General features: G+C 44.4%; 13 protein-coding genes and 1 riboswitch. Of the genes, 10 read left to right on the top strand and 3 right to left on the bottom strand.

Annotation, left to right across the window (positions count from 1 at the left end; translation table 11 throughout):
* Positions 1 to 139: 139 nt before the first annotated feature.
* From EEX84_RS15585 to EEX84_RS15545, 8 genes are all read left to right on the top strand, one after another.
* Positions 140 to 1,573, top strand: a complete 1,434-nt coding sequence (locus EEX84_RS15585) for a PQQ-dependent sugar dehydrogenase (protein ID WP_123166574.1) — start codon at positions 140 to 142, stop codon at positions 1,571 to 1,573.
* Positions 1,574 to 1,585: 12 nt separating this feature from the next.
* Positions 1,586 to 2,140, top strand: coding sequence for a hypothetical protein (locus EEX84_RS15580; RefSeq protein ID WP_123166573.1), 555 nt, complete (start codon positions 1,586 to 1,588; stop codon positions 2,138 to 2,140).
* Between the two features lie 54 nt (positions 2,141 to 2,194).
* Positions 2,195 to 2,767: a YybS family protein gene (locus EEX84_RS15575; RefSeq protein WP_123166572.1), complete on the top strand. Its 573-nt coding sequence runs from the start codon at positions 2,195 to 2,197 to the stop codon at positions 2,765 to 2,767.
* A gap of 190 nt (positions 2,768 to 2,957) precedes the next feature.
* The gene (locus EEX84_RS15570) at positions 2,958 to 3,572 is read left to right on the top strand and encodes a PH domain-containing protein (protein WP_123166571.1); all 615 of its coding nucleotides are present in this window, start codon (positions 2,958 to 2,960) and stop codon (positions 3,570 to 3,572) included.
* A gap of 712 nt (positions 3,573 to 4,284) precedes the next feature.
* Positions 4,285 to 5,589 (top strand): DUF4139 domain-containing protein, encoded by a 1,305-nt coding sequence (locus EEX84_RS15560; protein ID WP_123166569.1) that lies wholly within the window; start codon positions 4,285 to 4,287, stop codon positions 5,587 to 5,589.
* Between the two features lie 95 nt (positions 5,590 to 5,684).
* Entirely contained in the window at positions 5,685 to 6,098 is a 414-nt protein-coding gene (locus tag EEX84_RS15555) for an acyl-CoA thioesterase (RefSeq protein WP_123166596.1), read from the top strand.
* A gap of 135 nt (positions 6,099 to 6,233) precedes the next feature.
* A riboswitch (purine riboswitch) is annotated at positions 6,234 to 6,335 on the top strand.
* A gap of 148 nt (positions 6,336 to 6,483) precedes the next feature.
* Entirely contained in the window at positions 6,484 to 7,071 is a 588-nt protein-coding gene (locus EEX84_RS15550) for a xanthine phosphoribosyltransferase (protein ID WP_123166568.1), read from the top strand.
* Positions 7,068 to 8,396, top strand: a complete 1,329-nt coding sequence (locus EEX84_RS15545) for a nucleobase:cation symporter-2 family protein (RefSeq protein WP_192892990.1) — start codon at positions 7,068 to 7,070, stop codon at positions 8,394 to 8,396. The genes EEX84_RS15550 and EEX84_RS15545 overlap by 4 nt, the downstream gene beginning before the upstream one ends.
* A gap of 130 nt (positions 8,397 to 8,526) precedes the next feature.
* On the opposite strand, the gene EEX84_RS15540 is transcribed toward EEX84_RS15545, so the two are convergent.
* The 3 genes from EEX84_RS15540 to EEX84_RS15530 form a co-directional block, all read right to left on the bottom strand.
* Complete coding sequence (locus tag EEX84_RS15540) at positions 8,527 to 8,751, bottom strand: helix-turn-helix domain-containing protein (RefSeq protein ID WP_123166567.1); 225 nt, start codon at positions 8,749 to 8,751, stop codon at positions 8,527 to 8,529.
* Between the two features lie 11 nt (positions 8,752 to 8,762).
* The gene (locus EEX84_RS15535; protein ID WP_240034008.1) at positions 8,763 to 9,200 is read right to left on the bottom strand and encodes a DUF2975 domain-containing protein; all 438 of its coding nucleotides are present in this window, start codon (positions 9,198 to 9,200) and stop codon (positions 8,763 to 8,765) included.
* A gap of 241 nt (positions 9,201 to 9,441) precedes the next feature.
* Positions 9,442 to 10,383 carry an alpha/beta hydrolase gene (locus tag EEX84_RS15530; protein ID WP_123166565.1) on the bottom strand — a complete coding sequence of 314 codons (942 nt, stop codon included), beginning with the start codon at positions 10,381 to 10,383 and terminating at the stop codon, positions 9,442 to 9,444.
* 194 nt (positions 10,384 to 10,577) lie between these two features.
* Between EEX84_RS15530 and EEX84_RS15525 the strand changes: the two genes are divergently transcribed.
* The gene (locus EEX84_RS15525; RefSeq protein WP_123166594.1) at positions 10,578 to 11,342 is read left to right on the top strand and encodes a hypothetical protein; all 765 of its coding nucleotides are present in this window, start codon (positions 10,578 to 10,580) and stop codon (positions 11,340 to 11,342) included.
* Between the two features lie 84 nt (positions 11,343 to 11,426).
* Positions 11,427 to 12,368 carry a ring-cleaving dioxygenase gene (locus EEX84_RS15520; protein WP_123166564.1) on the top strand — a complete coding sequence of 314 codons (942 nt, stop codon included), beginning with the start codon at positions 11,427 to 11,429 and terminating at the stop codon, positions 12,366 to 12,368.
* Positions 12,369 to 12,451: the final 83 nt, after the last annotated feature.

The following is a 12,451-nucleotide window of genomic DNA, read 5'->3' as shown; positions in this document are numbered from 1 at the left end:
GAGTTCAAAGAAAAATTTTCGAAAGAAACTATAAAGATTGTAAAAGTCACAACTTGCAAAAGTATTAAGGAATTTATTGATTTTAGAGTATTTAGTTAATTTATGATATAGTCAAGGTACTTTACGAGGAGGGCTGCAAATGAAAATAGGCACCGAAACAACGACAGAAAAGCTGCGTAATTTGCCGACAACTGCAAGGCCAAAAATTGATGCAAGCCAAGTTGTTGTGCCTGATGGTTATGAAGTTGAAGTGATAGTTGCCGGACTTTCATTTCCGACCGGTATGGCCTTTGCTGACGACGGGACTTTGTTCATCAACGAAGGCGGCAGCACATGGCCAACACGTCCAGCTATGATCCCAAGAATTTTACGGTTGAATCCGGAAGGGAATTTAGATGTTTTTGCAGAGGAAAGTTTAGGGGGACCAAGAGGGATTACTTATCGTGATGGTTATCTCTATGTCTCTCTGAAAGGAGGTTACCTGGCAAGAGTGGTGCGCTATGAGTTAGAAACGGGTGAACGTACGATTATTCATGGCGAAATTCCAAGTGGCGGCTGGCATGAGCCCGGAGGTCCTTTGTTCAGCCCGCACGATGGCCTGATGTATTTCGCCCATGGTTCTGTTTCACAAAATGGTGTTGTGCTTCCACAAGGTTTCACAGTAGACATGGCAAAAAATCCAGAGGTCCACGACATTCCAGGAGAAGATGTTACGTTGACTGGAAACAACGTCTTCAGCCGTAACCCACTAATGCCCTATCCTTATCTGACAGCGACAGGCGCTTATAAACCATTTGGCGTACCGGCGAAAAAAGGAGAAGTGGTCAAAGGGGAGTTATGGTGTTCCACAGGAGTGTGGCGATCAAAACCGGACGGCAGTGAACCGGAACTGATTGCGTGGGGGATTAGAAACCCCTATGGCATGGCTTTCAATGAAGAAGGGGAACTGTACATTTCAGACAATGATATGGAAGAAACGGGTGAACGGGCTGTCGCCATGGACCCTGACCGGATTTGGCATATTAGAAATGCCAAAAAGCCTCATGGTTCCATCCAAAAGCCGGATTGGTATGGATTTCCTGATATTGCAGCAACAGGACTGCCTGTGTGGGACGAAAAGCATTTGCCTGAGAGAGGAAAGGCGGCAGAACCTCTTATTGAAAATCCGCCGGAGTGGGCAGGTCCAGCCGTTTATCTGGAAAAGCCTCATTCCTGCATGACCAAAATGGACTTTTGCAAAAGTGATGAATTCGGTCACCGTGGCAAATTGTTTATCAGTGAATGGGGAACAATGGCGCCATTCAATTCTCCGCGTGAAGAAGATCTGAGCAATGGCTTCCGTGTCATGATGATTGACGTTGAGACAGGAAAAGGCGAGCCGTTTCTTTACAACCGGAAGCCGGCATCTGAAGTTGAGTCAGAGGTGGGCGGCATACAGCGGCCTGTCGACTGCCAATTCAGTCCGGATGGGAAAAGTCTTTATGTGCTGGACTTTGGGGTGGCTCAAGTGGGTGAAGGTCATATGATGGCATATGCTCATACAGGCGTTTTGTGGAAAGTCACAAAAAAGTAAAGGGGTGAAAGAATGGAAAAAGCGAAAGCACCGATTGTCATTGGACTGGATGAAAAAAGCTGGGAAGAAAAGATCGATAAAGTAGAAAAGTGGTTCGGGCAATTGCTGATGATCCAAGCTTCTTTCAGGCAGCTTGCTGAGCAGACAGCCGGAAAAATTGGAGAAGCTCATATTAAGACAGCGGTTTTGAGGATGGCAGAAAATGCCAAAGAACATGAGCAGCAAATCGGGGAATTGTACAAAGCGATTGGCAGGGATTCTTCGGACACGCGGAGAAAAGCGGGAGAACTGATGGGGAAAATGAGCGATGCGCTCGATAACCTGCAGACGATGCTGGGCGGAACAACGGGATATTGGAAAGAACTTCATCAACTGCATCTGCTTAATCTGAATGCCATGAGCGCATTCGGGATGGCGGAGCAGCTGGGATTGGCTCTCGGCTTATCAAATGTGGTGGATATTGTTTTTCCGATTCTTCATGACAAGCAGAAAAATCATATGCTGCTTCAGGAATATACATTGGAAATTGGGGCGGTATCGGTGCTGTATGACAGAGATTTCGACTAATCATTCATCGCTTTTTAGTGTTACAATCCTTTTTGATATTGTGAGGTTTGATAAATGAAGCGATTTATCAATTATTGGCAAGATCCTATTTTTTCGATGATGTTTTGGACGGATATAGTAAGGAGCCGAACCCATGCGCTGATTGTCTCAGCATTCCTGGCTGCCATCGCCACCATTCTCCAGGCGGCGGGTGGCTTTTTACCGGGAGTCGGTTTTTTCATCAGTCCATTTGCAACTTTGCCGATTGTTGTGGCAGTTTGTGTTTCCATACTGGGTGGCTTTTTTGCGTACATTGTTGCTATTGGATTGCTGTTGATGTTGCAGCCGGCAGAATTATTCATTTTTCCATTTACTACAGGGCTTCTGGGACTGGTAATGGGGCTCTCTTTCAAAATTCTGAAGCGCAGGCTTCCTGTCGTACTTTTATCCGGAATGTCACTCTTTGCAGGAATTTCTTTTGTCGCTCTTGTACTGCAGTTCCCACTTTTTGGTCCGTCATCACCAGTACATCCAATGGTATGGTCAGCCATACTGGTATTTTCCATAGTTTATAGTTTCATATGGATGGAAATCAGCCGCTTTTTTGTGCGACGGATAATAAGTGCTTTGAAATCGCTGGAAGCATAGGGACTTGTAATAGAGACAAATGGAAAAGTTTTGAGTAAAATTCCACCTGACGTGTGAAAATCAGAAAGTTCCTGGGGCACGGGAAGGTGGAAATTGAACTTGTTTTGCTTTCGTACTGCTGGAGCTGAATTTCTTTGCTAAAATAGTTGTGGGAAGTTTCATTATTTTGCAAAGAAAAGAGGACGATTGGATGTTCAAAAAAATGGCTTCAGATGCACTGGGTTTATCGGACGTCGGGAAAATCATTGCTCCGCAGGATTATGACAAGACAGATGCTGATGACTATGTAATGCATGAAGATCAAGAGAAAATTTACTTTTTGATCAAAACAAAAGCAGATGAATACTGCTTCACCAATTTGGCCCTTATCCATGTCGACGGAGAAAGTGCCGTATCCTCAAAGAGGACGTTAAAGCGCTATCCTTATTCACAGCATGCCATTTCAGACGTCTTGCTGGAAACAGCCGGAAAAATTGACCTCGATGTGGAAATCGCTTTCCGATTAGGGACAATCAACTATAAAATTGATGTCCAAAAAGACCAAATTGAGCAATTAAAAGACCTGTACAAGTCACTTTTGCGCATTGCAGAAATGACGCATGAAAATGCCATTGTCATGGATATGGCAAACCAGAGCCTGGATAAAGCGGTAACGATTCTTCAGAACTCCCGGTTGTCCGATATTGCACTGGACGACCAATACAACAAACTTACGGACTTCGGCTTTACATGGATGACATCGGTCCGCAACCAGTACCACGTAAAGGATTTTGGTGACGTATTCGAAAAATACATCAATAATTAACGATCAAAAGAGGGGAACCAAGTGGTTTCTTGTCCACTTTTGATGCCGGTGATTGCTTGAGTACCCGGTATTTTATTGTACGGAGTGAACTACCCACCACTTAGCTTCGCTTGAAGTGGGGGCTTCTCGGGTAATACTTGCCAACGCAAGCAAATTCATCGAGCTAACCCCGTTGTCCCAACGGTTGAGAAAGACTGTACGTTGGATTTGCCATAGTAGCTTGGTTTTCGTCTATGGCTCTTGGATGGTGCAAACATTTTACGTGGCAACACACAACTTGCCACAACCTCATATGTTTGGTTGTCAAAGAACACGTACAAGATTCTTGCAGTTAGTGTACCCGAAGAAACAAAAAGAAAACCATTTTGGCTACGCCACCCGAAATTCATCTCCCCCTTACCGTTGGGCTTCGCCCGTTACACGTTTGAAGAGGGAGACTTCTTTCGGGGTATGTTAAAACAGGAAGCGAGGCCGTACGGGGTATGATTTGCCTTTTTGTTAAGTCAGCAGCAAGGAAAGACAGGGGTTCAACAGAGAGCCCACTGCCTTTCCTTTTTTGTTCTTGTGCAAAAGAAATGTAATTTCCTTTTTCCTCATTCGGACAAAATATTTAACGACTCTGCCAGCCGCCGAAATAAAGGAATCCAACAAGATAAGTCGAATCAGTAACAAGACAAACTGGCATGCTTTATTTCGGGAAAGGAGGGTTTTCATGAGATTCCAGTCGACACTTGAAGACCGGAAGTCGCTTCGTTTAACAATATACACTGGTGGCTTCGGGGTTGTGAAAGAAGTGCGCCGAATCACGACAGCGGGAGAAGTTGATGAAGTGCAGTTCCTGGATGTGGCCGAGCAAATCGAGACAGATTCGATTTTGGTGCGCGGCCTCGAAGTGCTTGAACAGAATTACGATGACGATTTAGTGAGTGGAAGAAAGCTTTTAAAGAAATTCATAGGTGAAGTTGTGACGGTTCGCAACCCGGAGCTGGGAGAAGAAATACAAATCCGCCTATTACATGTGGCGGATGATATGATCGGAGAGCGGATTGATACGAAAGAAATTATGATCAATCCTTCAGGGGAGCTAATTCTTCCTTCACTGCCGGATGGCTTATCGGCTAAGCCGGCCCTCATTTGGAAAGTGGTGCCCGCACAGATGGACGGCGATGTACAAGTGTCGTATTTGACGCAGGGGGTTGAATGGCAGGCGAACTATGCGGCGGAAATTGCAGGAAATCAACTCAATTTAACCGGCTGGGTGAAACTTCAAAATCGGGCAGGCACTCATTTTATCAATGCAAAGATAAAGCTGATAGCGGGAGATGGAAGACGCCGTGAAATATTGAGAAAGAATTTGGAACCAGTGATAATGGAAAGCATGTCCAACGAACAGCCATTTGACGAACGCAGCTTTGCTGATTATCACGCCTATACGATTGAACGTCCCGTGACGGTGCTCAATGAACAAACGAAGCAAATCAGCTTTCTGAAAATGGAAGGGGCTTCATTCCGTAAGATCTATAAAGTCGGGCCTTTCAGTCAACGGGCTGAGATGGTGCTGGAGATTGACAACACGGCAGCCAACCAGCTTGGAATTCCTTTGCCGAAAGGCCTGATCAAAGTATATGAACAAGATGTGGACGGTGAAATGGAATTTGTTGGAGAAGATGTCCTCGAGCATACGTCAAAAGAAGAAAAATTAAAGCTCACCATTGGCAATGCTTTCGATATTGTCAGTGACAGCCGGGAGAAAAAGAGGATAAAACAAGGCGGTTTTGAGTATGTCACGCATGAATACAGATTGAAAAACCGTAAAGGGGAAAACGTTCGGGTTGATATCGAGCATGTCGTTTCTGAACGGATCTGGGAAATGGAAAGCTCGACCCATGATTACGAAATCAAGCATTCATCTGAATTGGAGTTCCGCGTTCGACTTGCGGCTGATAAATCGGCGTTGGTGGAATTCACTTATAAAGTGGACAAAAGAAAAAGTGAGCAAGCAGAGAAGAAAAAATAATGACGAGGTCCAACGCTTCCAAAGCCGTGCTGCTTTTGAGGCGTTTTCTGTTAAAATGTACAGGCATATATTTCGGAAAACAAAGGGGGAATTCCGTGTACCAGACAGTATTGGAACCACGGGTGTCAGAAACGGACGGAGTAGGGCACATCAATAATACTGTACTGCCCGTGTGGTTTGAGGCGGCGCGCAATCCGTTGTTCAGCTTGTTCACGCCCGATCATGATTTTACTAAGTGGAAAATGGTCATCGTTAAAACCACATTGGAGTTTATCAGCCAAATTTACTTTGGGGAAGATGTTGAAATCCGGACCTGGGTGAGTAAAATCGGCAACAGCAGCCTCGAATTGTACGAAGAACTCCATCAACACGGCAAGTTATGCGCCAGGAATACAGCCGTTTATGTCAATTATGATTTGAGTGCGCAGAAATCCGAGCCGATTCCGAAAAAAATCCGGGAAGAATTGCATAAGCACCTGATTGAAGACAAAGCGAAAGTGCAGCGGTAATTGGATACGTTTGATAAAAGGCGGAAAATTTCAATAGACATCAAAATAAACCGAACAATTTATGTGTTTTCACATTTATTGTTCGATTTTTTGAAGAAAACGTCTTGAAAGTTCATTTTGAGATGCTATAATAAAACCCATATTATAAATCTGACTCATATAATAGCGGGAATATGGCCCGCAAGTTTCTACCGGTTTGCCGTAAACAAACTGACTATGAGAAGCAACGAAATGACAGGATTCCCAACTCCGTGCTGGCGAATTTTTTGTCGTTTCCTTTCGACTCCAGCTCGAAGGACATTGCTCCACTCATGGTATGAATGGATGCACGTCCTGAGGGCTGTTTTTTTATGCACTCAGGCGTGACGAAAGGAGAGCGAATTCCATGAAACAATTACAAGAGAAAATTTTAGCAGACGGCAAGGTATTATCGGATCAGGTGCTAAAGGTGGATTCGTTTTTGAATCATCAAATCGATCCGGTCCTGATGCAAGCCATTGGTGAAGAGTTTGCGTCCCGTTTCAGCAATGAAGGGATTACAAAAGTGTTGACACTTGAATCTTCAGGCATTGCACCAGCCATGATGACAGGTTTATCAATGGGAGTAACGGCTGTTTTTGCACGCAAACGTAAATCCCTGACGTTGGTAGACAGTTTATACACAGCAAATGTTCATTCGTTTACCAAAAACGAGACGAATGAGATTTCGGTATCAAAAGACTTTATCGGACCAAATGATGTGGTTCTGGTAATGGATGACTTTTTAGCAAACGGACAGGCAGCTCTCGGGTTACTGGATATTGTGGAACAAGCAGGAGCCGCACTCGCCGGCATCGGCATTGTCATCGAAAAAGGCTTTCAGGACGGCGGCAAGCTTCTCCGCAACCGTGGCATACGCGTCGAATCATTGGCACGCATTTCGTCTCTGGAAAATGGCACAGTTAAATTTTTGGAGGAGGTGGCGTCACGATGAAAAACTCTTTGGGAGCAGCAGCTTTAGGATTTCAGCACGTTCTCGCGATGTATGCAGGAGCGGTTCTTGTGCCGCTCATCGTCGGGGAAGCACTCGGCCTGACTTCCGAACAACTGACTTATTTGGTATCAATTGATATTCTGCTTTGTGGTGTAGCGACCATTCTTCAAATTATGAGCAACCGGTTTTTTGGTATCGGATTGCCGGTGGTTCTCGGCTGTACATTTACTGCGGTTGGCCCGATGATCGCCATCGGTGGACAGTATGGAATCTCTGCTATTTATGGAGCCATCTTGGTTTCCGGTGTATTCGTCATTGTCATCAGCAGTTTTTTTGGCAGCCTTGTCCGGTTTTTCCCGCCTGTAGTGACAGGATCTGTCGTTACGATTATCGGGATCACGCTTATCCCGGTAGCCATCAATAATCTGGGTGGAGGCCAGGGAGCAAGCGACTTTGGTTCTGTAGCCAATATTGCATTGGGTTTCGGCACGTTGCTTTTTATCATACTTGTTTATAAGTTCTCGAAAGGATTTATGAGAGCTATTTCTATTTTACTCGGATTGGCGGCAGGAACAATCGCAGCGACTTTCTTGGGAATGGTAAGTTTTTCGCCGATTGCAGAAGCTTCATATTTTCATATGGTAGAGCCTTTTTACTTTGGCTTGCCGACTTTCCACTGGTCCGCCATTATTACAATGTGCCTTGTGGCCATGGTTTCGTTGGTGGAATCAACAGGCGTCTATTTTGCACTGGGTGACATCACGGAAAAAGAATTGAAAGAAAAAGATCTGGCAAAAGGCTATCGTGCGGAAGGCATCGCCGTTCTGCTCGGTGGAATTTTCAACGCTTTTCCCTATACAACATTTTCACAAAACGTCGGCCTGCTCCAAATGTCCGGTGTTAAATCACGAAAAATTATTTTGATCACTGGTTTGATGTTGATCACTCTTGGATTTCTTCCGAAAATTGCGGCCGTCACGACTATTATCCCGGCAGCTGTCCTTGGTGGAGCCATGGTGGCGATGTTCGGAATGGTGATTTCACAGGGCATTAAAATGCTCAGCCCGGTGATTGCCAATTCACAGGAAAATTCAATGATCGTGGCATGTTCAGTCGGAATCGGTCTGGGTGTCACGGTCGTACCGGAATTATTTGCACTGCTGCCTTCGAGCATTCAAATCTTGACGAGCAACGGCATTGTGGCAGGAAGCGTTACAGCAATTGCGCTCAATTTTGTGTTCAATATGCTGCCGGCGAAAAAGAAAAAGAAAGAAAAAGTGGTGGCTCCTGCACCTGCGCGTCAAAGTGCTGTAAATCAGGGATAAAAATTAATACAAGTTTTTATGCATCTGTGTAACAGGTTCTGTAACTGTCCTGCAGACGTATGTAACAGCAATAGGGAAAGGCTCAGTCAAATCGACTGAGCCTTTTCTGAACGCTTGTATTTCAAACAATTTATACGTCCGTGTCAGCTTCATCACTTCTATATTCCAAAACGTCTCCAGGCTGACATTCCAGTGCTTTGCAGATCGCCTCTAACGTGGTTAACCGAATCGCCTTTGCCTTGCCGTTTTTCAAGATGGAAAGGTTGGCCATCGTTATGCCGACTTTCTCCGAAAGTTCCGTTACGCTCATTTTCCGTTTTGCCAACATCACGTCAATATTGATTATAATTGCCATATCATTTCACCTCAGACCGTCAGATCGTTTTCTGATTTGATGTCGATTGCATTTTTTAACAGCTTCTGAAGAACAGCCGCAAATACCGCAATGACGATTGCGCCGAACGTAATCACCAATCCGAGGCCACCAAGACCCGGGGCATCATCCACTTCGGCCATGTACATGATGAGCGGCAGGCACAGCACATAAAGGACCGTGATGATAATGGCGCAATACTTGATATTTTTCAGTGCCTTTACCGATAACTCCGAAAAAGCGATATTCCGATCAATATAACTTAAAAGCTTCAATGCCTGGTATAACGCTACAAAATAAGCAATCGCGGTTCCGTACAAAGCCATCATGAAGATGTATTGCAGGAAAGGCCATTCCGGCAACAGTTCAGCTGCAAATGCCGCTAACGAAGGGACCACAAAGATGCATACTGCAAGAACCGGAATTGCCATAAGAAAAATAACTGCTTTTAAAAAAAGTGTTTCCCGTTTCACGTAAAGCACCTCACTTGTTTGTTTTTCAATTAAAATTTACCACATAATTTATCGATTTACAATAAAAATATATTGATAAATTTAAACTATTAAAGGATTTCAATCTTTGAAAATAAAAAAGCATTCTCCCGTAACAGAGAATGCTTTACCACTTTATACGGTCAATTTGTGATTTTTTCAACGTTTTAGTAGAACACCATTACATCCCATTCAGTGAAAGAAACTCCAATGTCTTTTCCAGTGTTTGCTGGGCATCAATTGTATCCAATACATATTGGTATTCATGTGCAAGGTTTTTATAAGTGCCATCGAAGAACACGCTGTCGACCGGCACTTGATGAGTGTTAAGCACCTGGACCAATTCCACTGACTGGGAAGCAAATGGATCGGCATCGCCAACTGTGATAAAAACAGGTGGATAGTCAGGAGTAATGTGACTGACAGTGGACAGTTCGTCAATATCGGAAAACGACTCAAAAGGTTCAGCTCCCGTATAAGCCGTCAAAAACAATTCAATATTCGGAAATCCGGTGGCTCTGACTGTGTCCATATTATATAAACCGCAGAACAGAATAGCACCGCGCAATTGGCTTTCTTCCACAGCAGGTTGAATTTCCATAGCAGCGGCCAGTTTTTCATTGGTTAAGACGGCTGCCAGCTGGCTTGATAGTTGAGCTCCTGCCGAATCACCGCCGATAAAAATACGATTCATGTCGCCGCCGTATTGCGGCGCATGCAGTTTCAAATACTCCAGCGCTTCGTTAGCTTGGAAAATAGGCGTCGGATATTGATGCATGGGGGCCAGCGCATAATCCATATTGGCTACAACATACCCATCAGCCGCTAAAGTCATCGCATAATGTTGCCGGCTCTCTTTTGACCCGCCAATATATCCACCGCCGTGGATCCATAAAATGACCGGCATGCTTTCGTTGACCTCTGCTGGATAATAAATATCCAAAAAGCCTTTGTCTTCTTTACTATATGCCAGATCTTTTATAACGTTTACAGTTTGTTTTGATGCCGATGCATTATGAGGGGAAGCGGTTGGTTCAAACAGGGTGACCGCAATTAAAATAGCGATCAGAAAAAAAGGAACAGCCCATTTTGTATATTTGCAGATTTGCTTTTTATTCGTCATTAGCAGACATCCTTAAGTAATAGTTGGTAATCCTCAGATTACGTTTATATGATTTTTATGGTAACACAATGACAAACCATTACAAATAACCGCTATAGAAAAATAAAAGTCATGGTTGAATTTTTTCCATGCGGGTATTTGATAAGTTAAAGCGCAAAGTAAAGCAGAAAGCGAAGCAAAAAGGGGTGGAAAGCATGTTTGGTTTGTATGATTTAATATCCTTGGTCATATCGGCTTTCATCATCCTGCCGATTGTCGTTTTTTTAAGGGAAAGCGGATATTTAATTGTCAGCGTACTTTTTGGTGTTGAGAACCCCCGATTAACGATAGGTTCGGGTCCCAGACTCTTTAAGTTCGGCATATTCGATGTCAGAAGACATTACCATCTCTACAGCTGGTTTTCCTACGATTCGTTGAAAAGGGAAGGGAAATTCGCCTACATCGCCATCTATGCAAGCCCGATTTTGATTAATGTCATCGTTGCACTGACCATCAACGCCTTATTGGCCAATGGATATCTGGAAGAATACGCCACCTTCTGGGATCGCTTCATTTTTTATGCTTTCTATTACGTGTTATTTGATGCAGTGCCGATGAAGACTGTGAACGGCAAGCCGAATAATGGGTTAATCATATATGAAATGCTTCGCTACGGGAAACGGACCGATTACAATCATGAACCATTTATCCCCGGAACATCAGAAGTGGAAGAACAATACCAGGAAGATATGGAAGAAATAGAAGAAATGAAACAGCAGGAGCAAGAGGAGATAAAAGAGCAAACAGAACAAGAAAAGGATAAGGTTGAAGAAAAAACCGAGGACGAAAAAAAGGAAGAGCAGATAAAAAAAGAAAAAGAAGAAGAAAAAAAAGAAAAAATCAAGGAAAGCAAAGAGGAGGAAGACGAGTTGAAAAGGAAAAAGCAGCAGGAAAACGAACAGCAAGCGGAAAAGGAGTGAAAGCTTCAGCGGTGTCTTGGCAGTCAATGAATTCAATTCGAGAAATTCCCGTGGTAACATGGAAGTTATAAGGAGAGGATTCAAATGACCATGAAGTCAAAAGGAATACATCATATTACAGCTGTCGTCGGAGACCCCCAGGAAAACGTGGATTTTTACGCCGGCGTTTTAGGCCTTCGTCTGGTAAAGCAGACAGTAAATTTTGATGATCCAGGAACTTATCATTTATATTTCGGCAACGAAGGAGCAGATCCAGGAACCATCATCACTTTTTTCCCTTGGGGTAAGGAAGCCTATAATGGGAAAATCGGTGATGGACAGGTCGGAACGACAACCTATGCTGTGCCACCAGGAGCATTGGAGTTCTGGGAAAAAAGATTGGAACGCTTTTCAATCCCATTCACAAAATCAGAACGTTTCGGAGAAAAGTCTCTGCAATTTGAGGACCCTCATGGCTTGCGTTTGGAACTGAGCGCCAGAGAGGAAGGGACATCCAGTTCCTGGGAACCCGGCGACATCACTCGGGAGCAGGCGATCAAAGGGTTCAGCGGCGCTACTTTGTTTTCGGCAAATGCGGAAAAAACAGTGGAACTTTTGCAAACGGTTATGGGGTTTGAAAAAGTCGGAGAAGAAGACGGGTTTGTGCGCTTTAAAACTGCCGGTGATACGGCGAATTTCATTGATGTAAAGCTGGGTGCAGTCGGCGCCGGGCGGTTGGGTGTTGGGACTGTCCACCATATCGCATGGCGTGCAGCTGATGATCAGGAGCAATTGGCGTGGAAAACGCACATAGAAAAATACGGACTGGGCGTAACCCCTGTTCAAGACCGCAATTATTTCAACTCCATCTACTTCCGGGAATATGGGGATTTGTTGTTTGAAATCGCTACAGACCCTCCAGGATTCACAATCGATGAGCCGCAGGAAGCGCTCGGTGAAGCGTTGATGCTTCCGAAGCAATACGAGAAATTCCGAAGCAGTCTGATGGAAGAGCTGGATCCCATCACCGTCAGAAAACTGGAATAATGCCCGAAGACAGGGAAAGAGCGAAGACAATCTTCGCTCTTTTTTTGGTGTGCCAGGCATGGCAACTATCTAGATGGTGAAAG

Source organism: Planococcus salinus (assembly GCF_003719725.1).
In the GTDB taxonomy this organism is placed as follows: Bacteria; Bacillota; Bacilli; order Bacillales_A; family Planococcaceae; genus Planococcus; species Planococcus salinus.
Note: the sequence above shows the minus strand (reverse complement) of the source record. Positions and strands in the feature narration are given on the sequence as shown.